The following is a 23,327-nucleotide window of genomic DNA, read 5'->3' on the forward strand; positions in this document are numbered from 1 at the left end:
TACACGCACCGAAAATCGGCACAATAACACATGTGTTCAATACATCGAACTTTTGCGCGACCCCATCCGAACGCATAAACTTCGGGGTTTAGCGGGAATCGTATTCAAGTCGGTTGGCAATCAAGAGAGTAAAGCATGAGCGTCATCGCGGGTGTGTTCGGCGCCGTGCCGCCGCATCGTTACAGCCAACGCGAAATCACCGACGACATCGTGAAGTTCCCCGCGCTGCGGGAACACGAAGAGGTCGTCCGGCGCCTGCACGCCGCCGCCAAGGTCAACAGCCGCCACTTCGTGCTGCCGCTGCAGCAGTACCACTCGCTGACCGATTTCGGCGAGGTCAACGAGATCTTCATCGACAAGGCCGTCCAAATCGGCTGCGACGCATTACTCGGCGCCCTCGACGAGGCGGGCCTGCGGCCGCAGGACATCGACATGATCGCCACCACCACGGTCACCGGGGTGGCGGTGCCGTCGCTGGACGCCCGGATCGCCGGGCGGCTGGGCCTGCGCCCCGACGTGCGCCGAGTGCCGCTGTTCGGGCTGGGCTGCGCGGCCGGGGCCGCGGGGGTGGGCCGGTTGCACGATTACCTGCGTGGCGCTCCCGACGGCGTCGCCGCCCTGGTGTCGGTCGAGCTGTGTTCGCTCACCTTCCCGACGGTCAAGCCGACGGTGTCGGGACTGGTCGGGACGGCGATGTTCGGGGACGGCGCCGCCGCGGTGGTCGCCATGGGGGACCGGCGCGCCGAGCGGCTCGGCGCCACTGGCCCCGACATCCTGGACTCGCGCAGCCGGCTCTATCCCGAAACGCTGCACATCATGGGTTGGAACATCGGCTCGGCCGGAATGCAGCTGGTGATGTCCCCGGAACTGCCGGCCGTCGTCGAGAAGCACCTGGCCGACGACGTGACGGGCTTCCTCGCCGCCCACGGCCTGACCACCGGCGACGTCGGCGCGTGGATCACCCACCCGGCCGGCCCCAAGGTCATCACGGCGATCGCCGCGACGCTCGACCTGCCCGCGGAGGCGCACGAACTGACCTGGCGTTCGCTCGGCGAGGTCGCCAACCTGTCCTCGGCGTCGGTGCTGCACATCCTGCGCGACACCATCGCCAAGCCGCCCCCGGCCGGCAGCCCGGCGCTGATGCTGGCCGTGGGTCCCGGCTTCGGTTCCGAGCTGGTGCTACTGCGCTGGCACTGAGTCGATCACCTCGACCGTGAGGCCCGGCGTGGGCCGCAGCGCGGCGACATTGGCCGCGCGCAGGCGCTGAGCGGGTAACCGCAGCCGGGTGCGGGCCAGCAGCCGCGCGAGCATCACCGTCATCTCGGTGGTGGCCATCGCGGCCCCCACGCAGCGGTGCAGCCCCGCGCTGAACGGGATGAACTCGTGCGGCGCCGGCCGGCGATACCCGGGAGCATCGGGGTCCCACCGTTCGGGTGCGAATCGCCTTGGCTCGGGCCATATTTCGGGAAGCCGGTGGGTGACGTACGGGCTGAAGATCAACAGCCGCCCCGATCGGATCCGCCTGCCCTCGAAGCGCAGATCGCGCATCACCCGGCGCGCGGAGATCACCCCGGGCGGGTACAGCCGCAGGGTTTCGTGAACGACGCCGTTCAGGTAGGTCAACCCGCTCAGGTCGGCCGCGGCCGGCGGCCGTCCGGCGAGTACCCGCCGCACGTCGCCGGCCGCCGCGGCCCACGCGCCGGGCTGCGACAGCAGCAGGTAGACCGCCCAGGCCAGCGCGCCGCTGGTGGTCTCGTAGCCGGCCGTGACGAGCGACACGATGGCATCGCGAATCTCGTTGTCGCTCAACGTATAACCCTCGTCGCCGCGGCCGTCGACTAACATGGTCAACATGTGGCCGTCCGGGTTGGGCGCAGCGCGGGCCTCGGCGATCAGAGTGTCGACAAGGTTGTTGATGCGCTGTCGCGCGGCCATCGCCCGCCGCCACGCCGGGGCGTTGATCCGCCGCTGCAGGCCCACCAGTTGCGGCGGCTGGTGGGTCAGGTCGAGCAGCGGCTGCAGGTATTCGCCGAGGGCGTCGGAGTGCACGGCCAAGCGCCGGCCGAACAGACTCTCGGCGGTGCTGCGCCGCACCGCCGCGCGGCAGTGCTGGTAGACGTCCAGCCGCTGCCCGGGCCGCCAGCCGTCGATGACCCGGTCGATGCACGACACCATGGTGGTCACATAGTCCTGGATCTGCCGGTGCCGCAGCCCGGGCGCCACCACGCTGCGGCGGCGCCGGTGGTCGTCGCCGTCGCTGACGATCAGCGCGGTGGGCCCGTCGACCAGGGCCAGGTTCTCGAACGTCGCCCGCCAGCTGAAGGCGTCGGCGTTGGCGAACACAAACTTGTTTGCCTCGGCCCCGAGCAGCAGGGTGTAGCCGCGCCGGCCCGCCCCGGCGTCGATCACCGGGCCCCGGCGCCGGTACAGCGCGAGCAATGCCTCACCGGGCCGGTAGCGCACGGGTCTCATTCGAGCAGCTCCGACAGTTCCAGCCAGCGGCTCTCGGCCGCGGCGACCTCGTCCTCCAGCGCGCGCAGCTCACGGGTGAGCCGGGTGATGCCGACGTGATCGGACTGGTCGTGCGCGGCGAGCTCCTCGTGCTTGTCCTTGATTTGTTCGGCCAGCCGCGCCAGCCGGCGGTCGGCCGCGGCCAGCTCCTTCTCCGCGGCGCGCCGCTGCGCGCCCGACATCGCTTGCGGCGCAACGGCAGTCGGCCCGGCGGGCGGTGCCGCGTCGCGCCGCTGGGCGGCCAGCCGCAGATACTCGTCGATGCCGCCGGGCAGATGCCGCAACCGGCCATCGAGCACCGCGTACTGCTGATCGGTGACCCGCTCCAGCAGGTAGCGGTCGTGCGAGACGACGATCAGCGTGCCCGGCCAGGAGTCGAGCAGATCCTCCATGGCGGCGAGCGTATCGGTGTCGACGTCGTTGGTCGGCTCGTCCAGCAGCAACACGTTGGGCTCGGACAGCAGCGTCAGCATCAGCTGCAGCCGCCGCCGCTGGCCGCCAGACAGGTCGCCGACCCGCGCCGCGAGCTGGCCCCGGCCGAAACCGAGCCGCTCCAGCAGTTGGGCCGGCGTCACCTCACGGCCGTCCACCCGATAGCCGGCGCGCAGCCGGCCCAGCACGTCGCTGATCCGGTCGTCGGCGATCGCGGCCAGCTCCGCTCCCCGCTGGTCGAGCACGCCGAGCTGGACGGTCTTGCCGCGCTTGACCCGCCCGCTGTCGGGCCGCACGGTGCCGTCGATCAAGCCCAGCAGGGTCGACTTGCCGGCGCCGTTGGCCCCGACGATGCCGGTGCGCTCGCCGGGGGCGATCCGCCATTCGACGTCGCGCAGCACCGGGCGCCCGTCAAAGGAGACCGACACGTCGAGCAGGTCCACCACGTCCTTGCCGAGCCGGGCGGTGGCCAGCTTGGCCAGCTCGACGCTGTTGCGCAGCGGCGGGACGTCGGCGATCAGCTGGTTGGCCGCCTCGATCCGGAACTTGGGCTTGGAGGTGCGCGCCGGCGCGCCGCGGCGCAACCAGGCCAGCTCCTTGCGCATCAGGTTCTGCCGCTTGGCCTCGGCGGCCGCGGCCATCCGGTCGCGCTCGACGCGTTGCAGGACGTAGGCCGCGTAGCCGCCGTCGAACGGTTCGACGATCCCGTCGTGCACCTCCCAGGTGGTGGTGGCGACCTCGTCGAGGAACCAGCGGTCGTGGGTGACCAGCAGCAGCCCGCCGGTGTTGCGGGCCCACCGCTGCCGCAGATGCCCGGCCAGCCAGGTGATGCCCTCGATGTCCAGGTGGTTGGTCGGCTCGTCGAGCGCGATGACGTCCCACTCGCCGATCAGCAACCGGGCCAGCTGCACCCGGCGGCGCTGACCACCCGACAGCGTGGAAACGCTTGCCCGCCAATCGATGTCGGAGACCAGGCCGGCCACTACGTCGCGCACTCGCGGGTCGCCGGCCCACTGGTGTTCGGCCGCGTCGCCGACCAGTGTCCAGCCCACGCTGTGGTCCGGGTCCAACGTGTCGGCCTGGCTGAGCGCGCCGACCCGCAGCCTGCTGCGCCGGGTGACCCGGCCGGCGTCGGGTTGTTGTTCGCCGGTCAGCAGCCGCAGCAGGCTCGATTTGCCGTCGCCGTTGCGCCCGACGATGCCGATGCGGGCGCCGTCGTTGACCCCGAGCGTGATCGACTCGAAGACCACCTGTGTCGGGTATTCCAGGTGTACGGCCTCAGCTCCCAGTAGGTGCGCCACCGGCCCGACCCTAGCGCGGCGACGATGCCGGCCGGTGACGGCCGGAGGAGGAGTCGCGCAATCCGGCCCTGCGCGGTCATTCCAGGGTCAGCAGGGCGTGGTCGACCTGGCGCTGCATTCCCGGGGACGCCTTGCTGGCCACCGCGTCCAGGAACCGGCCGGCGACGTCGCGCAGCTTGAGGTTGGTTTCCTGCGAGCGCCACACCAGGATGTCGAACGCCCGCTCGGCGGAGATGCCATAGGCGGCCATCAGCACCCCCTTGGCCTGCTCGATGCGGGCCCGGGAGTCGGCCACCGCCGAGAGCACGTTGGTGATGTCGGAGTGCAGCGAGTCGGTGACGTCGACGTAGAAGCCGGAGGTGCCGGCCAGCGCGCCGGAGTCGTCGAGCATCCGATCGCCCGCGACGACGACCCAGTGGGTGCGTCCGGCGGTGTCGACGATGCGGTGCCGGCTGCTGAACGGCTTGCCCCGCATCACCTGGTCCAGCACGGCCGCCACCCGCTCGCGGTCGTCGGGGTGCTTGTGCTGCAGCAGCAGCTCCGTGCTGGGCTGCACCTGCCCGGGCCGGTAGCCGTGCATGCGCGCCACCGCGTCCGACCACTCCCAGCGGTGGCCGTCCAGGAAGAACCGGAACCTGCCGACGCGCTGCGGCTCACCCAGGCCCAGCACCCGCTCGACCGCGCTGAGGTCGCCGTCGCCCTCGACGACGTCCGAGCCGAGCGGCTCCGCACACGGGACGGTTTCGTCGTTGGAATTCACTGTCATGGCCGCCAGATCCCTTCCATGCAACCGCTGGGAGAAGTTGACATATCGATTCCCCGTTTGGCGCGCTTCCATACCTGCTCGTGCTGGGGAGGCGCTCAGCGCACCCGGTACCGGTCGGCGTCGCGGTGTTTGAACTCCAGCCCGAATCCGGGCCGGTGTTGATCGGGCCGCAGCACGCCGCCTTGCGGCGACAGCGCGCCGTCGAAGAACATCTGCTCGATGCGGTGGTGGTCGTGGAAGTACTCCAGGTGCCGCAGGCTGGCGACGGCGGTGGCGACGTGGGCGTGCAGGTTGGGCGCGCAGTGACCGGAGACGTCGACGTTGTGGGCGGCCGCCACGGCCGCCGCCCGCAGCCAGTCGGTGATGCCGCCGCACCGGGTGACGTCGATCTGCAGGCAGTCGACCGCGTCGGCGGCGAGCATCCGGTGAAAGTAGGCCAGGTCGTACCCGTACTCGCCGGCGGTGACGTCGGCGCTCACCTGGTCGCGCACCTCCCGCAGCCCGGCCAGGTCGTCGGAGGAGACCGGCTCCTCGAACCAGGTGACGTCGTGCCCGGCCATGGCGTGGGCCATCCGGATCGCCTGCTTGCGCCGGTAGCCGCCGTTGGCGTCCACATACAGTTCGGTGTCGGGCCCGATCACGGTGCGGGCCAGGGCAATTCGATCGAGATCGCGGCGCTCGTGCGACCCCCAGGACTCGCCGATCTTGATCTTGACGCGCGGGATCCGCCACTCGTGCACCCAGCGTTCCAGCTGGGCGCGGGTGGCGTTGTCGTCGTAGCTGGTGAAACCGCCGCTGCCGTAGATCGGCACCGAGTCGTGCGCCATGCCGAGCAGCCGGCACACCGGCAGGCCCAACAGCTTTCCCTTGAGGTCCCACAGCGCGGTGTCCACCGCGGAGATCGCGCAGGACACCAGGCCGGGCCGCCCGTTGTTGCGCATCGCGCGGACCATCGCCTGCCAGCGCGCCGGGACGTCCAGCGCGCTGTGTCCGGTGACCGAGCCGGCGAGCGCCCCGGTGATCAGCGCGGCGCAGGCGCCGTCGGCGTAGGTGTAGCCGATGCCGCGCCGCCCGCCGGCGGCCACCTCGGCCAGCACCAGCGTGGTCGACGACCAGGACAGGGTGCCGTCGGCTTCCGGTGCGTCGGTGGGGATTTGGTAAACCCGCGCGGTCACCTCGTCGATGGCCGGGTCGGGCGTCATCGCGTCCACCGGCGGGCCCGCGCCGCCAGCCAGGCGCCCAGCCCGGCGGCGCCGAGCGCGCCGGTGCCGCTGATTACCGGATGTTGGGAGGCCCACAGCTGCGGGCTGTGGGCGTGCGACGTGTCGTCGAATTCGCCGTGGGCGCCGTGATCGCTGCCCGGCTCCTGATCCAGCGGCTGCCAGAGGTTGTGCGGCCGGTCGCCGCCGACGGGCTGCTCGGTCTGCTGCGAGTCGTACCCGGTGCGGCCGAGGTAGCGGTCCAGCAACGGCGCCGCGAACTTCTGCGCGAGCAGCGTCACCATGGTGGAATCCCCGACCCAATACTGTTTGCGCCCTGGATGATCGGCGGCGTACAGCACGCCGCGGGCGGCGACCTCGGGCTGGTAGATCGGCGGCACCGGTTGCGGATGACGGGGCAGCCGGGACAGCACCCAGGAGAACTGCGGGGTGTTGACGGCGGGCATCTGCACCAGGGTGATCCGCACCCGCGAGCCCTCGTGCAGCAGTTCGCAGCGCACCGATTCGGTGAACCCGTTGACGGCGTGTTTGGCGCCGCAGTAGGCCGACTGCAGCGGGATCGACCGCTGGCTGAGCGCGGAGCCGACCTGCACGATGGTGCCGCGGTCGCGGGGCCGCATCTTGGCCAGCGCCGCCATGGTGCCGTGCACATAACCGAGGTAGGTCACCTCGGTCACCCGCTTGAACTCCTCGGCGCTGATCTCGCTGAACGGGGCGAACACCGAGGTGAAGGCGACGTTGACCCACACGTCGATGGGGCCGAAGGCGGCCTCGGTCTCGTCGGCGGCGGCGACGACGGCCGCGTGGTCGGCAACATCGGTCGGCAGGGCCAGCGCCTTGCCGCCGCCGGCCTCCACGTCGCGGGCCGCGCCCTGCAGCCCGGCGGCGCCGCGGGCCAGCAGGGCGACGTTCGCGCCGCGCCGGCCGAACTCCTTCGCGGTGGCCCGCCCGATCCCGGCGCTGGCCCCGGTGATCACCACCGTCTGGGTGGACTGTGTCATCGCAGAACTGCCTTTCGCTGCGGTCCGGTGTCAGTCATGGTGGACGGCGTCCCTGGCGAGGGTGGCGGTGCATTCCAGCATCAGCGCGTGCGCGAACGCCTGCGGCAGGTTGCCGCGCAGCTGGCGTTGCCGCACGTCGTATTCCTCGCAGAACAGCCCCGGCGGCCCGCACGCCGCCCGGTTGCGTTCGAACCAGCGCATCGCGCAATGGGTATGGCCCAGTTGATGTTCGGCCAACGCCATCATGAACCCGCAGAGCAGGAACGCGCCCTCCGCCTCGCCCAGGTCGCGCTCGTCGTGCCGGAAGCGGTAGACGAAACCGTCGTCGGTGAGGTCGCGGCGCACGGCGTCCAGGGTAGCCCGGGTGCGGGGGTCGTCGGCGGGCACCGCGCCGCGCACCGGCGGCAACAGCAGCGAGGCGTCGACGCCGGGCAGCCGCGGGCTGCGCTGCCAATAGCCGTGCGGGTGCAGGCTTTCCGATGCGGTGTCGGCCAGGATCGCGTCGGCCAGCGACGCGCACGCGGTCAGCTCCGGGCCGGCGCCGGCAAGCTTTGCGACGGCGCGCAGCCCGGCCACGCAGGCCAGCCGGGACTGTGTCCACCGCTCGTCCTGGATCTCCCAAACCCCGTAATCCGGTTCGCGCCAGCGCTTTTCGATGGCCCGGATGGCGGCCTGGGCGGCGCGCCAGCCCTCGGCGTCGAGCCGGTCGGCGGCCCCGGCCACCGCCAGCAGCTGCAGCGCCTCGCCGAACACGTCGAGCTGGAACTGCTGGTTGACCCAGTTGCCGACCTTGTCGGTGCCGCCGGGGTAGCCGGGCAGGTCGAGGGTCTCTTCGCCGGGCACGGCGCCGCCGGTGACGGTGTAGGCGGGTTTGAGGTTGGCGCCGTCCTCGAGCAGCCGGGCGCCGATGAATCCCACTGCCCGGTCCAGCAATTCGGTGGTGCCGACCGCGGCGGCGGCCATGCCGGCGTACACCTGGTCGCGGATCCAGGCGTAGCGGTAGTCGTAGTTCTGGTTGGTGTGCGCGCGTTCGGGCAGGCCGAGCGTCGCCGCGGCGACCATGCCGCCGCCGCAGCTGGTCAGCCCGCGCAGCACCGCATACGCGTGCCGGCCGTCCCGGGGCGCGATGGTGCAGTTCAGCGCGGGCACGCTGCGCTGCCAGGCGGCCGCGGTGGCGTCCCAGGCCAGGCCGGCGTCGGGGAGCCGCTTGGGCAGGGTGCGTTCGGACAGCTCCAGCACCAGGTCGTGCCGGCCGCCCTCGTCGAGGGTGATCTCGCAGCCGAGCAGTTCGCCGGCGCCGTGGCCGGCCGAATCGACTGGGCGGGCGTCGCAGCCGGCCAGCCAGCGCCAGCGCAACCGGCCCGACCGTCCGCTCCACACCCCGTCGTCGTCGAGCCGGGGCCGGCCGGGGCCGTGCTTTCCGAACTCGGCAGCCGGGGCCAGCAGCACCCGTACCCGCACCGTGCCGCGGCAGGCCACCAGGCGCCGCAGCAGCACCACCCGCTCCGGGTCGCCCGGAAAGGCCAGCGCCTCACGGCATTCCACGATGCCGTCGCGTGTGATCCAGCGGTTGCGCCAGATCAGCGTGCCCGGCTCGTAGTAGCCGCCCCACACGTGCCGCACGTCGGTCGGGGTGATCGCGTAAACCCCGCCGCCCCCAACGAGATTGGAGAACAGGGCGTCGGATTCCCAGCGCGGCGCGCACATCCACGCCACGTCGCCCTGCGGGCCGATCAGCGCGCCCCGTTCGCCGTCGGCGAGCAGCGCGTACTCGCGCAGCACCCGGGGCGCGAAGACGGTCCCGGCATCGACGGTCTGCTCAGCCACGGGCCGCCGCCTTCGACCTCCGTCCGGCGGCGGTGTCGATCTTGCCGGCGGCCAACCGCTCGGCCAGCCGGGAGGCCAACGCCATGATGGTCAGCGCGGGATTGGCCGAGCCCTGGGTCGGGCACACCGACCCGTCGGCCACAAACAGGTTCGGCACGCCCCACACCCGGTGATCGGAGTCGACCACCGAGTTGTCCGGCCGGGTACCCATCCGGGCGCCGCCGATCAGGTGGGCGAACCGCTCGATGGTGAGCACATCCTGGGCGTCGGCGGCGCGCAGGATGTCGCCGATCACGTTGGTGGAGTAGGCCATGTTGGCCTTGTCGTTGTCGCACAGCGTGTAGTCGAACCGGGCCACCGGGATGCCGTAGGCGTCCTTCTCGTCCGCCAGCGTCACCCGGTTGTCCGGCTGGGGCAACAGCTCGTTGAGCACGCCGATGGTCGCCCAGTGGTTGTAGTCGCGCATGTACTCCCGCAACGCCCGGCCCCAGTGCCCGTCGGCCAGCACATGTTCGGCCCAGCCGATCGGCATCGGCGACACCGTCTGGATGGAGAAGCCGCGGGCGAACCCACGCGAGGAGTCGGTCTCGTAGAACTGCTCGGAGGTCACCTCCGGCGGAGGCGCCTTGTACATCCGAACCTCCTCCGACCACCGGCCCGCCGACTGGGTGGCGCCCTGGACCATCACATAACGGCCGACCTGGTAGTCGTTGTTGCCCAAGCCGTTCGGGAAGCGGTCGCTGACCGAGTTCAACAGCAGGCGGGGCGTTTCGATCGAATACCCCGCGATGGCAACCACTTTGGCGCGCTGCAGCCGTTCGGTGCCGCCCGCCTCGTCGTAGTAGACCACGCCGCGGGCGGCGCCGCTACCGTCGAGTTCGACGCGGGCGGCCATGCAGTTGGCGCGGATCTCCACGTCGTGCGCCAGCGCGTCGGGCAGGTGCGTGACGTACGGGCTGGCCTTGGCGTTGACCTTGCAGCCCTGCAGGCAGTAGCCGCGATAGATGCAGTGCGGGCGATTGCCGAAGGTGCCGTTGACGATGCCCACCGGCCCCACCCGCATCTCGATGCCGAGCTTGAGCGCGCCCTCCCACAGTTTGGCGGCCGCACCCGAAATAGGGTGGGGGGCAAAGGAATAGCGATGCGGATCGCCCCACGGCCAGTTCTGCCCGGCCACCGGCAGCTCCAGTTCGACCTGCTCGTAGTGGTGGCGCAGGTCCTCGTACCGGATCGGCCAGTCGGCCCCCACCCCGTCCAGGGTGTAGGTGGCGAAGTCGCTGGGATGGAACCGCGGGGTGTAGCCGGCGTAGTGGATCATGGAGCCGCCCACCCCACGCCCGGAGTTGTTCTTGCCCAACTCGATCGGGTCGGCGCCACCGATGATGCGCTTCTGGGTCCAGTACAGCGGATGGGAGCCGGCCTCGTCGGACACCCAGTCCTCGTCGGGGTGCCAGAACGGGCCGGCTTCCAGGATCACCACCCGCCAGCCGGCCCGGGCCAGCCGCTGCGCCAGCACCGAGCCGCCGGCGCCGGCGCCGACCACGATCAGGTCGACCTCGTCGTCGTCGGCGTAGCGGCGCATGGTCCGTTCGCCGGGCAGGTCGCGCGAATGCACGTCGAGCAGGAAGCGGGAGTCGTTGTCCCGGGGTCCGACGGCCCCCTTGAGCAGGCCGCGCCAGAAGTCGCCCATCACAGCTCGCCGTTCTGCACGACCTGCACCGGGTCTTCGTCGGTGGCGCCGCGGGTCTCGTACGGCTCCCGCGCGGCCGCCGGCCCGGAGGCACCGCCGAGGCGCATGAACCCGCGCGGGTAGGCCGGGCCGCCGAAACCGATCTCGTTCCACGCCCACGGGTGAGAATAGAAGCCGGACAACGTCATTCGCATGCACACCGACCATGCGCGCTTGACGTTCAGGTTGTCCCAGCTGCCGCCGTGCAGCTCGCCCCGGGAGAATTCCTCGATGATCGCCTCCCGGGTCGGCGGCTCGGCGGCGGCGAACGAGTCGGCGCCGTATCGGCGCGACGCGGTCTCGTCCAGCCCGCGCAGCACAAGCCGCCAGGTGTCGCGGTCGTCGGGCATGTCGGCGTATTGGTAGCCGTCCAGGCGGCCGTCGGCGAGCTTGGCGTCGACCGACTCGGCGACCGGCACCCGCGGCTCGACGTCCTGGGCCAGCACCGTGTCGCAGAACGCGCGCAGGCACGGCTCCTCCTCGGGGCCGAAAAACCGCAGCGGCCCCGGCGGTTCCAGCCGGGCCAGCACCACGTTGCGGGTGGCCTCGTCCCAGTGGCCGGCGGTCTCGAGCACGTCGAAATCGGGGTAGCGCCCGATCATCTGCGGTGTGGTGCCGCGGCGCTGCCGGGGCAGCCAGGACGGGTGCGGTGGCTTGCCGTCGTCGCGCAGGTTGGGCAGGTGGTCGGGGCGAGAGGTGTCGGCCATCGGCTGCCTATCGCCGGAACCGTTCGCGGCGCAGGATCGAGGCCAGCAGCCCATCCCGCCGACCATGCACATCAACCCGGGGGCGGCGATGGGCGGGCCCATCGGCACGTTGTAGGACGCGTGCTTCCAACCGCCCGGCTTGCGCGCCACCCCGCGGGCGTGCAGGTATTCGCCCATCAGGCCGTTGGCGGTGTAGACGGCGGCGGTGATGGGCAGCCAGACCTTGGCCCAGCGCCGGGAGAACACCCCGCCGATCCCGGCCACCACGACCGGCGGGGTCACCACGATCGGGCTCCACATCCATTTGTTGCCGAAGCTGGCCTTGTAGTGCTCGAAGTAGATCTCGGCCGTCGTGACCAGCGCCGCCATCGCGGTCAGCCCGGACAGCGAGCGTTCGAACCGGCCGTGCGCGACGTCGTAGAGCGCCCGCTCGGCCAGCTGCTGTACCTCGCCGAGGCCGTCGCCGCCGGCGGCCCTGCGCCGTCCGCCGTTGCCCAGCAACAACATGTGTCTCCCTTAGGGTTGAAGGGGTCTGGGATTGGATGTCCTGGATGCCCAGGACGGTGGGGTGTGGCTAATGTGTTGTTGCAACGGTTGTTGCTTGAAAGGAATGGCCGCCCTGCCGTTTTGGACGGTCCTGGCCACTGATTGAGATCTGACGCGTACTCGATGACGCTGCTCTAAGGACCTGTTGGCGGGGTTGTCCGCGGGGACTGCGACGACAGGAGTAGCGGTATGGCCGAACCCGACCGAGTGTGGGTGGGTATCGACGTCGGTAAGTCCACTCATCATGCGTGCGCGATCGATGACACCGGAAAGGTGGTGTGGTCGAAGAAAATCCCGAACGAACAGGCCGCGATCGAAGACCTGATCGCCCAGGGCGGCCGGATTGCTAACCACGTGGTGTGGGCGATCGATTTGACCTCGCCGCCGGCGGCGCTGCTGATCGCCGTACTGCTGAGCGCGAAAGCCGAGGTGGTGTATGTGCCGGGCCGCACGGTTAACACGATGAGTCATGCGTTCCGCGGCGAAGGCAAGACCGACGCCAAAGACGCGCGGGTAATCGCCGAAACCGCTCGGCACCGACGAGATCTGTCCCCGGTCGTACCCGGCGAAGACCTGGTTGCCGAATTGCGGTCGCTGACCGCATACCGGTCGGATCTGATGGCTGACTGGGTGCGAGGCGTGAACCGGCTGCGCTCGATGCTCACCGCCATCTTCCCTGCTCTGGAAGCTGCGTTCGACTACTCCACCCGCGCGCCGTTGATCCTGGTATCCGCTATGTGCACTCCGGGCGAAATCCGGTCGGCAAAAAGAGCTGGCGTGATCAAGCACCTTCGGAAAAACCGGGCATGGCCCAACAACATCGACACGATCGCCGACAAGGCGCTCGCCGCGGCAGCAGGCCAGATAATCACCCTTCCCGGCGAAGCCGGAACCGCCGCGCTCATCAAGCAACTCGCAGCACGGCTGCTGGACTTGGATCGGCAGATCAAGGACATCGATAAGCAAATCACCAACAAATTTCGTGAGCATCCCAGCGCCGCCATCATCGAGTCGATGCCCGGCATGGGGCCACACCTGGGCGCTGAGTTCCTCGTAATCACCGGCGGCAACATGGCCGCCTTCACCAACCCCGGCCGACTGGCATCGTTCGCCGGATTGGTACCCGTCCCACGCGATTCCGGCCGTATCACCGGCAATCTGCATCGGCCCAAGCGCTACAACCGGCGCCTGCGCCGCGTGTTCTACCTCGCCGCCCTGTCCAGCCTCAAGATCGAAGGTCCCTCGCGGGCTTTCTACGACCGCAAACGATCCGAGAACCATATCCACACCCAGGCCCTGCTTGCCCTGGCACGCCGCCACGTCGACGTCCTGTGGGCACTGCTGCGCGACAACAGAACCTGGCAACCCCAGCAACCAACCGTGGCAGCTGCCTGACGCACTCACCGGGCGTCCTCACCGCTTGACACGCTCATGGAGATTCCTTTCTCGCTCGCGTGATGCCGGCCGGTCACCCGCCGGTGTGCCGCGATGACCGCGCGGCCGCGTGGGTGATGCCGTGGGGATGGTGGCCGGGAAAAACCGGTGTCGTCATGACGCCGCCTCGCCTCCGCCGGAATGGACCGCACGCAGCCTCCGGCCCCGGCACCGTCGGTAACGGCCGCGGAAGCCGCCCAGAGAACTGGTGAGCGCCCAGCTGTGAGTTTCAACCGAGGTGGTCTCGACGACGCGTCGTGACCGAAGCGCGTCGGCTGTGTACCCGCCTCCCCGGGGGTGCAAACGGGGCCCGCCGGCCGCCCGTGTCATCGGTTGTCGTTGGGATCGGTAGCAGCCCGGCCCGTCTGTACTGATTCGAGTTAGCCGATTAGCCATGCGGGGGATGCGGCGCCGACGAATACTGGTCGGCACCGGTAATCCCGTCCGGGAAAGGGCGTGGGGCCATGTCAGGATTTCGGATCGTCAACGCGATGATCGCCGGGGCGCTGCTGTCCGGTGGCGTCGCCTCCGCCGGGCTGGGACTGGGCGCCGGGGCCGCCCACGCCACCAAGGGCCCGTTCACCTGGTGCCCAGGGCAGTCCATGGAGTGGCCGAGCGGCCCGAACTCCTCGCGCGGTCACCTGAACTACGTCTGGGACATGAACGTGTGCCACACCTGGTACGTCGTCCCCGACGGCTGGGGCAACGTCCCGCGCATCGCGCTCAACGGTCAGCAGACGCTGCAGAGCTCGAACGCGTGGGACGGCGACAACCCGCCGGGCGACAATCCGGGCAACGTCCAGTGCGGCCTGATGTGGTGCCCCAACCCCGGGGGCCAGGATCCCGGCTTCCACGGCTGAGTGCCGGTTGCCGGACGGCGAACCACCGCGCCGGCACCACGATGAGCTTTCCGCGCAGCACCGCACGGTCGCCGACCGCGCCGCCGGAAGGCGATTCGCCCGGGTCGCCGATGCGGGCCGACCACCGCCCTTCTAGCTGGCCCGATGTGCCATGATGTGCAAGCTGTCAAGACTCAGGGAGCGGCGGTGGATCTCAATTTGTCGATGGTCACGCGACCGGTCGGGCGGCTGATCGCCACGGCGCAGAACGGGCTGGAGGTCTTGCGACTGGGGGGATTGGAAACCGGCACGGTCGCGTCGCCGTCGCAGATCGTCGAGAGCGTGCCGATGTACAAGCTTCGGCGCTACTTCCCGCCGGACAGCCGGCCCGGCCAGCCGCCGGTCGGCCCGCCGGTGCTGATGGTGCACCCGATGATGATGTCGGCCGACATGTGGGACGTCACCCGCGACGAGGGGGCGGTGGGGATCCTGCACGCGCACGGGCTCGATCCCTGGGTGATCGACTTCGGCGAACCGGACAAGGTGGAGGGCGGGATGCGCCGCACCCTCACCGACCACATCGTCGCGCTCAGCCAGGCCATCGACACCGTCAAGGACGTCACCGGCGCCGACATCCACCTGGTCGGCTACTCGCAGGGCGGCATGTGGTGCTACCAGGTGGCCGCCTACCGGCGGTCGAAGAGCCTGGCCAGCATCGTCACGTTCGGTTCGCCGGTGGACACCCTGGCCGCCCTGCCGATGGGCATCCCGGCCAACTTCGCCGCGCCCGCGGCCAACTTCATGGCCGACCACGTGTTCAGCCGGCTGGCCATCCCCAGCTGGATGGCGCGCACGGGCTTTCAGATGCTCGACCCGCTCAAAACCGCCAAGGCGCGGGTGGACTTCCTGCGCCAGCTGCACGACCGGGAGGCGCTGCTGCCGCGCGAGCAGCAGCGCCGGTTCCTCGAGCGCGAGGGATGGATCGCCTGGTCCGGCCCCGCGATCTCCGAGCTGCTCAAGCAGTTCATCGCCCACAACCGGATGATGACCGGCGGGTTCGCCGTCAACGGCCAGATGGTCACCCTCACCGACATCACCTGTCCGGTGCTGGCCTTCGTCGGCGAGGTCGACGACATCGGGCAGCCGGCCTCGGTGCGCGGCATCCGGCGCGCGGCTCCGGACGCCGAGGTCTACGAATGCACCATCCGCACCGGCCACTTCGGCCTGGTGGTCGGCTCCAAGGCCGCCCAGCACAGCTGGCCGACCGTGGCCGCGTGGGTGAAATGGCTGTCCACCGGCGGTGACAAACCGACCGGCATCGACCCGATGGCGGACCAGCCGGCCGAGCACACCGACAGCGGGGTGGCCCTGAGCTCGCGAATCGCGCACGAGCTGGGGGAGGCCTCTGAGGCGGCGATCGGGCTGGTGCGCGGCGCGGCCAACGCGGTCGTCACCGCCAACAAGTCGGTGCGCACCCTGGCCGTCGAGACCGCCCGCACCCTGCCCCGGCTGGTCCGGTTGGGCCAGATCAACGACCACACCCGGATCTCGCTGGGCCGCATCATCGAGGAGCAGGCCCACGACGCCCCGCAGGGCGAATTCCTGCTGTTCGACGGGCGGGTGCACACCTACGAGGCCGTCAACCGGCGCATCAACAACGTCGTGCGTGGCCTGATCGAGGTGGGGGTGCGCCAGGGCGACCGGGTCGGTGTGCTGATGGAGACGCGGCCCAGCGCGCTGGTGGCCATCGCCGCGCTGTCCCGGCTCGGCGCCATCGCGGTGGTGATGCGGCCCGACGCCGACCTGGCCGCCTCGGTCCGGCTCGGGGGCGCCACCGAGATCCTGACCGACCCCACCAACCTCGAGTCGGTGCTGGCCTCGGACCGGCAGCTGCTGCGGCAGGTGCTGGTGCTCGGCGGCGGCGAGGCGCGGGACCTGCACCTGCCCGAGGACTCCGCCGAGCAGCCGTACGTCATCGACATGGAGAAGATCGACCCGGACGCGGTCGAGCTGCCCGGCTGGTACCGGCCCAACCCGGGGCTGGCTCGGGATCTGGCGTTCATCGCGTTCAGCGCCGCCGGCGGCGAGCTGGTGGCCAAGCAGATCACCAACTACCGCTGGGCGGTGTCGGCGTTCGGCACCGCGTCGACGGCCGCGCTGGACCGCCGCGACACCGTGTACTGCCTGACGCCGCTGCACCACGAGTCGGCGCTGCTGGTCAGCCTGGGCGGCGCGGTGGTCGGCGGCACCCGCATCGCGCTGTCGCGCGGCCTGGACCGGGACCGCTTCGTGCAGGAGGTGCGCCAGTACGGCGTCACCGTGGTGTCCTACACCTGGGCCATGCTCCGCGAGATCGTCGACGATCCCGCGTTCGTGTTGCACGGCAACCACCCGGTGCGGCTGTTCATCGGCTCCGGCATGCCGACCGGGCTGTGGGGGCGCGTGGTCGAGGCGTTCGCGCCGGCCCACGTCGTCGAGTTCTTCGCCACCACCGACGGGCAGGCGGTGCTGGCCAACGTCTCCGGCGCCAAGGTGGGCAGCAAGGGCCGGCCGCTGCCCGGCGCCGGGCGCATCGAGCTGGGCGCCTACGACACCGAACACGACCTGATCCTGGAGAACGACCGGGGCTTCGTGCAGATCGCCGAACCCCACCAGGTGGGGGTGCTGCTGGCCGCCTCCAACGGCCCGATCGACCCCAGCGCCTCGGTCAAACGCGGCGTGTTCGCCGCCGGCGACACCTGGATATCGACCGAGTACCTGTTCTACCGCGACGACGACGGCGACTACTGGCTGGCCGGTCGGCGCGGGTCGGTGGTGCACACCCCGCGCGGCGTGGTCTACGCCGAGCCGGTCACCGACGCGCTCGGGTGCATCAACGGCGTCGACCTGGCGGTGACCTACAACGTGCCGGTGGGCGGGCACGAGGTGGCGGTGTCGGCGGTGACGCTGCTGCCGGGCGCCTCCATCACCGCGGCCGACCTGACCGAGGCCTGCGCCAAGATCCCGATCGGTCTGGGCCCCGACATCGTGTGCGTGGTGCCGGAAATGAACCTCAGCGCGACGTACCGCCCGACCGTCAGCGCGCTGCGGGCCGCCGGGATCCCGAAGGCGGGACGCCAGGTCTGGTATTTCGACGCCGAATCCGGGCAGTACCGCCGGCTGACGCCCGCCGCGCGCGCCGAGCTGAGCGGCGGCCGGTCATGATCGACGAGGCGCTGCTGAACATCCTGGTGTGCCCGGCCGACCGGGGGCCGCTCGTGCTGGTGGGCCAGGAGCTGCTGTACAACCCGCGGCTGCGGCGCGCCTACCGCATCGAGGACGGCATCCCGGTGTTGCTCATCGACGAGGCCCGCGACGTCGACGACGAGGAGCACGCCCGGCTCATGGCGCAAGGCCGTCCGGCAGATCCCCGGTGAGGTAGCGCTGCAGGTTCGGCGCGATGGTCGCCGCGATCTGCTCGGGCGGCAGCGACGCGAACGGCTCCAGTTCCAGGATGTAGCGCGCCATCACCACACCCACCAGCTGCGAGGCCACGAACTGGATGCGGATCACCCCGCTGCCCGCCGGGTTGTCCACGCGGGGGCCGACTTCGACGCCGATCACGTCCTGGATGAAGGTGCGGAACAGGCTGATCTCCTCGCCGGCCAGGATCGAGCGCAGCGTGGCGATGAACGCCGCGCCGACCTCGGAATCCCACAGCGGCAACAACATCGACGGCAGGGCGTAGCCGAGGTCGTCGACCGGTACCTCCCGCAGCGGGCCGATCACCTGCATCGGGTCGATGGGGATCTGCACGGCCGCGGCGAACAGCTTCTCCTTGGTGCCGAAGTAGTGGTGCACCAGCGCCGAGTCCACCCCGGCCGCCGCGGCCACCGCACGGATCGAGGTGTTGCGAATACCGTTGCGGGCGAACAACTCCCGGGCACTGGCCAGGATGCGCTCCCGGCTGCCGGAGGACCCGGCCGGCCGGCCGCGGCGGCGTCGCGGCGTGCCGGTGGTCGTCACGCGGGGCCGTCCGTCACGCTAGGGCGTCCGTCGCCGCAGTGTCGCCGCGGCCAGGCACAGCGCCGCCAGGGCGAAGCCCAGCACCACGACGATGTCCCGCACCGCGATGAAGGTCAACTCCGGGTGCGTCCCCACCTGTTGCAGGGCCTCCAGCGCGTAGCTGGCCGGCAACACATTGCTGATCCATTGCAGCCAGTGTGGCATCAGCGCCCGCGGCACGATGATGCCGGCCAGCAGCAGCTGCGGCACCATCACCAGCGGAATGAACTGCACGGCCTGAAACTCGGTGCGGGCGAAGGCGCTACACAACAGCCCCAACCCCACACCCAGCACCGCGTTGACGATCGCGATCACGAACACCCACACCGGGCTGCCCGCGGTGTCGAAGCCCAGCAACCAGAACGACACGATGCACGCCAGGATCGCTTGCGCCGCAGCGGCTATGGAGAACGCGGTGCCGTAGGCGATGAGCAGGTCGAGCCGGCGCAGCGGGGTGGTCAGGATCCGCTCCAGCGTTCCCGACGCCCGTTCCCGCTGCATGGTGATCGCCGTGATGATGAACATCACGAACAGCGGGAACAGGCCCAGCAGCACCAGGCAGGCGTTGTTGAACGGGGTCGGCCCGCCCGGGCGGTGCGGGGCGTTCTCGAACATGAAATACATCAGGGTGATCACCAGCACGGGCACCAGCAGGATCATCGCCACGCTGCGGTGGTCGCCGGCCAGCTGGCGCAGGATCCGCGTCGTGGTCGCGGTGTATCCGCGCAGCGTCAGCCGGCTTCGCGCATGGTGCTGCGCTTGATGATGGACAGAAACGCGTCCTCCAGTGACGTGCATCCGGTGTCCTCTCGCAGTCGGTTCGGGGTGGTGTGGGCGACCAGCCGCCCTTCCCGCATCAGCAGCAGGTTGCCGCAGTGGTCGGCCTCGTCCATCACATGGCTGGACACCGGCAGCGTGGTCCCGCCGCGGGCCAGCGCGGCGAACTGATCCCACAGGTCGGCGCGCAGCACCGGGTCCAGGCCCACGGTGGGTTCGTCCAGCACCAGCAGGTCGGGCCGGCACACCAGCGCGCAGGCCAGCGACACCCGGGTGCGCTGACCACCGGAAAGGTTGCTGCACAAGGCAATTCGATGATCGGTCAGCCCCACCCGATCGATGGCGGCGTCGGCGGCCTGGCCGTCGAACCCGTACAGCGCCGCGAAGTAGCGGACGTTGTCCACCACCCGCAGGTCGTTGTAGATGGTCGGGTCCTGCGGCAGGTAGCCGACCCGGTGGCGCAGCTCGGCGCTGCCGGCGCGTTTTCCGAGCACCGTGACGCTGCCCTTGGTGAGGATCTGGGTGCCCACGATGCAGCGGATCAGGGTGGTCTTGCCGCAACCGGACGGCCCGAGCAGCCCGGTGATGCTGCCCTTGGCGATCTGCACGGAGAAGTCGTGCAGGGCCGGGCGTTTGCCGCGGACCACCCGCAGGTGCTCGATGCGCACCGCTGGTTCGGCCCCGCCGATTAATTCATCACCGGATGAACTCATCATGTGATGAATATTCGTCCCACCGGGCGTGGTTGTCAAGGACTTTGGTCCAGGCCCCGCGAAACGTGCTACTGCGGACGGGGTTATGCGGGCGCCGACGACCGTCGCGCGGGGCTACTTCAACCGGTCGCCGGGGCCCGGGCGGCGCTGCGGCAGATGACCGTGCACGCCCTCGGCGTAGGCGGTCTCGGCGTGCTGGGTCAGGTCGACGCCGGTGGTCTCGTCCTCGGCGCTGACCCGGAAGCCCATCACCCGGTCGATGACCTTGGCCAGCAGGAACGAAACGGTGAACGCGTAGAGCGCCACCACCGCGATCGCCAGCGCCTGCTTGCCCAGCTGGGCCACGCCGCCGCCGTAGAACAGTCCCTGCGGGCCCGCCGTCATGACCGCCGTGGCGAACAGCCCGATCAGCGACACCCCGACCACCCCGCCGACGAAGTGCACACCGACCACGTCGAGCGAATCGTCATAGTTGAAGCGCAGTTTCGCGCCCACCGCAAACGAGCACACGACGCCGGCCGCCAGCCCGACCACCGTCGCCCCCAGCGTGTTGACGGTGCCGCAGGACGGGGTGATGGCGACCAGCCCGGCCACCACGCCCGAGGCGGCGCCGAACGTGGTGGGCCGCCCGTCGCGGATCTGCTCGACCGACAGCCAGCCCAGCATGCCCAGGCAGCCGGCCACCAGGGTGTTGAGGAAGATGGCCGCGGCGGTTCCGTTGGCCGCCAACGCCGATCCGGCGTTGAACCCGAACCAGCCGAACCACAGCAGCCCGACGCCGACGAACAGCAGCGGCAGATTGTGCGGCCGCATGGCGTCCTTCTTGAAGCCGATCCGCGGCCCGAGCACCAGCGCCAGGGCCAGCGCGGAGCTGCCGGAGACGATCTCGACCACCAGCCCACCCGCATAGTCCAGCACGCCCAGCCGGGCCAGCCAGCCGCCCGGCCCCCAGACCCAGTGCGCCACAACCGAATACACCGCAACCGTCCACACCGGGACGAAAACCATCCAGGCGGCGAACTTGGCGCGGTCGGCGATCGCGCCGCTGACCAGCGCCGCGGTGATGATCGCGAACGTCAATTGGAAAGTGGCGTACAGCAATTCGGGGACCGCGCCGTGGGTGGTGTCGGGAGTGATGCCGAGCATCCCGAAGTGCCGCAGATTGCCCACCAGCCCGCTCATCCCGTCCTGGGAGAACGCCATCGTGTAGCCGACCAGCAACCAGGCCACGGTCACCAGGGGGATGGAGATGAAGCTCATCATGATCATGTTGAGCACACCGGTGGTGCGGACCATGCCGCCGTAGAAGATCGCCAGGCCGGGGGTCATCAGCAACACCAGCGCGGTGCTGGCCAGCAGCCAGGCCGTGGCGGCCGGATCGATTCCGTGCATGTGGGCTCCTTGGGGTCCCGGGACACCGGGATATTGCCATGTTCGGGCTGCCGGTAGGTTCGTTGGGTTGCTGAAAGGGATCTGACGTGGTCGAGGCGGGACGACGATTGCGCGACGCTGCCGAGCAGCTGCTGGTCGACCCGGTCGGGGCTGCCCGCCGGCTGCTGGGCGCCACCCTGACCGGACGGGGCGTGAGCGGGGTCATCGTCGAGGTCGAGGCGTACGGGGGAGTCCCCGACGGGCCCTGGCCCGACGCCGCGGCGCACTCCTACAAGGGGCTGCGGGCCCGCAACTTCGTCATGTTCGGCCCGCCCGGGCGGCTCTACACCTACCGCAGCCACGGCATCCACGTCTGCGCCAACGTGTCCTGCGGGCCCGACGGGACCGCCGCCGCCGTGCTGCTGAGGGCCGCCGCCCTCGAGGACGGCACCGACGTCGCGCGCGGCCGCCGCGGCGAGTTGGTGCACACCGCGGCGCTGGCCCGCGGCCCGGGCAACCTGTGCGCCGCCATGGGAATCACCATGGCGGACAACGGAATCGACCTTTTCGACCCGGACTCGCCGGTGACCGTGCGGCTGCACGAGCCGCTGACCGCGGTGTGCGGGCCGCGGGTCGGGGTCAGCCAGGCCGCCGACCGGCCGTGGCGGCTGTGGCTGCCCGGGCGCCCGGAGGTGTCGGCCTACCGGCGAAGTCCGCGGGCGCCTGCCCCCGGGACCAGCGACTAAAGTCGGCGGCGATGTCTTCCGGGATCCTCGACGAGCTGGGCTGGCGCGGCCTGATCGCGCAGTCCACCGACCTCGACGCGCTGGCCGCCGAAGCCCGGCCGATGACCGTGTACGCCGGCTTCGACCCCACCGCGCCGAGCCTGCACGCCGGACACCTGGTGCCGCTGCTGGCGCTGCGCCGGTTCCAGCGCGCCGGCCACCGCCCGATCGTGCTGGCCGGCGGCGCCACCGGCATGATCGGCGACCCGCGCGACGTCGGCGAGCGCACCCTCAACGAGGCCGACACCGTCGCCGAGTGGACCGAGCGGATCCGCGGCCAGCTGGAGCGCTTCGTCGACTTCGACGAATCCGCCACCGGCGCCGTCGTCGTCAACAACCTGGACTGGACCCGCCGCCTGTCGGCCATCGAGTTCCTGCGCGACCTCGGCAAGCACTTCTCGGTCAACGTCATGCTGGACCGCGACACCGTCCGGCGCCGGCTGGAGGGCGACGGCATCTCCTACACCGAGTTCAGCTACATGCTGTTGCAGGCCAACGACTACGTCGAGTTGCACCGGCGCTACGGGTGCGTGCTGCAGATCGGCGGGTCCGACCAGTGGGGCAACATCATCGCCGGGGTGCGGCTGGTCCGGCAGAAGCTGGGCGCGACGGTGCACGCGCTGACGGTGCCGCTGGTGACCGCCGCCGACGGCACCAAGTTCGGCAAGTCCACCGGCGGCGGCAGCCTGTGGCTGGACCCCGCGCTGACCACCCCGTACGCGTGGTACCAGTACTTCTTCAACACCGCCGACGCCGACGTGATCCGCTACCTGCGCTGGTTCACCTTCCTGAGCGCCGACGAGCTGGGCGAGCTGGAGCGGGCCACCGCCGAGCGCCCGCAGCAGCGCGCCGCGCAGCGGCGGCTGGCCCGCGAGCTGACCGTGCTGGTGCACGGCGAGGCGGCCACCGAGGCGGTCGAGCACGCCAGCCGGGCGCTGTTCGGTCAGGGAGAGCTGGAGCGCCTCGACGCGGCCACGCTGGCGGCGGCGCTGCGCGAGACGTCGGTCGCCGAGCTCAAACCCGGTGCGCCCGACGGGATCGTCGACCTGTTGGTGGCCAGCGGCCTGTCCGAGAGCCGCAAGGCCGCCCGGCGCACCCTCGGCGAGGGCGGCGTCTCGGTCAACAACGTGCGCATCGACCGCGAGGACTGGGCGCCGCAACCGTCCGACTTCCTGCACGGCAAATGGCTGGTGCTGCGCCGCGGCAAGCGCACCATCGCCGGGGTGGAAAAGCTATAGACCGCCGCCGGCCCGACGGCCGCGCAAAACGCGTACGTGTGCACAATCTTTACCTCACCGTGTCGTCGACGTGACCGTGGCCGAGC

Annotated in this window: 19 protein-coding genes and 1 pseudogene; 7 read left to right on the forward strand and 13 right to left on the reverse strand. The window is 70.5% G+C overall.

The window, feature by feature from the left end; translation table 11 throughout:
- Positions 1-135 precede the first annotated feature (135 nt).
- The gene (locus MAA44156_RS06705; protein WP_009977281.1) at positions 136-1,197 is read left to right on the forward strand and encodes a type III polyketide synthase; all 1,062 of its coding nucleotides are present in this window, start codon (positions 136-138) and stop codon (positions 1,195-1,197) included.
- On the opposite strand, the gene MAA44156_RS06710 is transcribed toward MAA44156_RS06705, so the two are convergent.
- The 9 genes and pseudogenes from MAA44156_RS06710 to MAA44156_RS06750 all read right to left on the reverse strand — a co-directional run bounded on the left by MAA44156_RS06710 (position 1,180) and on the right by MAA44156_RS06750 (position 12,001).
- On the reverse strand, positions 1,180-2,463 hold the full coding sequence (locus tag MAA44156_RS06710) for a cytochrome P450 (RefSeq protein WP_009977280.1): 1,284 nt from the start codon (positions 2,461-2,463) through the stop codon (positions 1,180-1,182). The genes MAA44156_RS06705 and MAA44156_RS06710 overlap by 18 nt on opposite strands.
- Before the next feature lie 5 nt (positions 2,464-2,468).
- Complete coding sequence (locus MAA44156_RS06715) at positions 2,469-4,244, reverse strand: ABC-F family ATP-binding cassette domain-containing protein (protein WP_029248501.1); 1,776 nt, start codon at positions 4,242-4,244, stop codon at positions 2,469-2,471.
- A 76-nt stretch (positions 4,245-4,320) separates the two neighbouring features.
- Positions 4,321-5,010, reverse strand: coding sequence for a PAS and ANTAR domain-containing protein (locus MAA44156_RS06720; protein ID WP_011725256.1), 690 nt, complete (start codon positions 5,008-5,010; stop codon positions 4,321-4,323).
- A 95-nt stretch (positions 5,011-5,105) separates the two neighbouring features.
- Entirely contained in the window at positions 5,106-6,212 is a 1,107-nt protein-coding gene (locus MAA44156_RS06725; protein WP_033716509.1) for an enolase C-terminal domain-like protein, read from the reverse strand.
- Positions 6,209-7,231 (reverse strand): SDR family oxidoreductase, encoded by a 1,023-nt coding sequence (locus MAA44156_RS06730; protein WP_009977275.1) that lies wholly within the window; start codon positions 7,229-7,231, stop codon positions 6,209-6,211. Before MAA44156_RS06730 ends, MAA44156_RS06725 begins: the two co-directional genes overlap by 4 nt.
- 30 nt (positions 7,232-7,261) lie before the next feature.
- Positions 7,262-9,058 (reverse strand): glycoside hydrolase family 15 protein, encoded by a 1,797-nt coding sequence (locus MAA44156_RS06735; RefSeq protein WP_009977273.1) that lies wholly within the window; start codon positions 9,056-9,058, stop codon positions 7,262-7,264.
- The gene (locus MAA44156_RS06740) at positions 9,051-10,748 is read right to left on the reverse strand and encodes a GMC family oxidoreductase (RefSeq protein ID WP_009977272.1); all 1,698 of its coding nucleotides are present in this window, start codon (positions 10,746-10,748) and stop codon (positions 9,051-9,053) included. Before MAA44156_RS06740 ends, MAA44156_RS06735 begins: the two co-directional genes overlap by 8 nt.
- On the reverse strand, positions 10,748-11,494 hold the full coding sequence (locus MAA44156_RS06745) for a gluconate 2-dehydrogenase subunit 3 family protein (protein WP_023880140.1): 747 nt from the start codon (positions 11,492-11,494) through the stop codon (positions 10,748-10,750). The genes MAA44156_RS06740 and MAA44156_RS06745 overlap by 1 nt, the downstream gene beginning before the upstream one ends.
- 7 nt (positions 11,495-11,501) lie before the next feature.
- A pseudogene (locus MAA44156_RS06750) lies at positions 11,502-12,001 on the reverse strand (hypothetical protein).
- A 228-nt stretch (positions 12,002-12,229) separates the two neighbouring features.
- Between MAA44156_RS06750 and MAA44156_RS06755 the strand changes: the two are divergent.
- From MAA44156_RS06755 to MAA44156_RS06770, 4 genes are all read left to right on the forward strand, one after another.
- Positions 12,230-13,435 carry an IS110-like element IS901 family transposase gene (locus MAA44156_RS06755; protein WP_009974923.1) on the forward strand — a complete coding sequence of 402 codons (1,206 nt, stop codon included), beginning with the start codon at positions 12,230-12,232 and terminating at the stop codon, positions 13,433-13,435.
- A 530-nt stretch (positions 13,436-13,965) separates the two neighbouring features.
- Positions 13,966-14,334: a hypothetical protein gene (locus MAA44156_RS06760; protein WP_009977269.1), complete on the forward strand. Its 369-nt coding sequence runs from the start codon at positions 13,966-13,968 to the stop codon at positions 14,332-14,334.
- A 144-nt stretch (positions 14,335-14,478) separates the two neighbouring features.
- Positions 14,479-17,517 carry an acyl-CoA synthetase gene (locus MAA44156_RS06765; protein ID WP_085988256.1) on the forward strand — a complete coding sequence of 1,013 codons (3,039 nt, stop codon included), beginning with the start codon at positions 14,479-14,481 and terminating at the stop codon, positions 17,515-17,517.
- Positions 17,514-17,729 (forward strand): Trm112 family protein, encoded by a 216-nt coding sequence (locus MAA44156_RS06770; RefSeq protein WP_009977265.1) that lies wholly within the window; start codon positions 17,514-17,516, stop codon positions 17,727-17,729. Before MAA44156_RS06765 ends, MAA44156_RS06770 begins: the two co-directional genes overlap by 4 nt.
- Here the strand turns inward: MAA44156_RS06770 and MAA44156_RS06775 are convergent.
- The 4 genes from MAA44156_RS06775 to MAA44156_RS06790 form a co-directional block, all read right to left on the reverse strand.
- Positions 17,695-18,318 (reverse strand): TetR/AcrR family transcriptional regulator, encoded by a 624-nt coding sequence (locus tag MAA44156_RS06775; RefSeq protein ID WP_003876305.1) that lies wholly within the window; start codon positions 18,316-18,318, stop codon positions 17,695-17,697. The two genes, MAA44156_RS06770 and MAA44156_RS06775, sit on opposite strands and share 35 nt — an antisense overlap.
- An 18-nt stretch (positions 18,319-18,336) precedes the next feature.
- A complete protein-coding gene (locus MAA44156_RS06780; protein ID WP_196244547.1) occupies positions 18,337-19,155 on the reverse strand; it encodes an ABC transporter permease in 819 nt (272 codons plus the stop codon).
- Complete coding sequence (locus tag MAA44156_RS06785; protein ID WP_023880135.1) at positions 19,089-19,850, reverse strand: ABC transporter ATP-binding protein; 762 nt, start codon at positions 19,848-19,850, stop codon at positions 19,089-19,091. The genes MAA44156_RS06780 and MAA44156_RS06785 overlap by 67 nt, the downstream gene beginning before the upstream one ends.
- A 111-nt stretch (positions 19,851-19,961) precedes the next feature.
- Positions 19,962-21,239: an ammonium transporter gene (locus MAA44156_RS06790; RefSeq protein WP_009977261.1), complete on the reverse strand. Its 1,278-nt coding sequence runs from the start codon at positions 21,237-21,239 to the stop codon at positions 19,962-19,964.
- Between the two features lie 107 nt (positions 21,240-21,346).
- Here MAA44156_RS06790 and MAA44156_RS06795 point away from each other — a divergent pair, with 107 nt between their 5' ends.
- Both MAA44156_RS06795 and tyrS read left to right on the forward strand, forming a co-directional pair.
- Positions 21,347-21,964 (forward strand): DNA-3-methyladenine glycosylase, encoded by a 618-nt coding sequence (locus tag MAA44156_RS06795; protein ID WP_009977260.1) that lies wholly within the window; start codon positions 21,347-21,349, stop codon positions 21,962-21,964.
- Positions 21,965-21,975: 11 nt separating this feature from the next.
- A complete protein-coding gene (gene tyrS / locus MAA44156_RS06800; RefSeq protein WP_009977259.1) occupies positions 21,976-23,241 on the forward strand; it encodes a tyrosine--tRNA ligase in 1,266 nt (421 codons plus the stop codon).
- The last annotated feature ends 86 nt before the right edge of the window (positions 23,242-23,327 follow it).

This window comes from Mycobacterium avium subsp. avium, assembly GCF_009741445.1.
Taxonomy (GTDB): domain Bacteria; phylum Actinomycetota; class Actinomycetes; order Mycobacteriales; family Mycobacteriaceae; genus Mycobacterium; species Mycobacterium avium.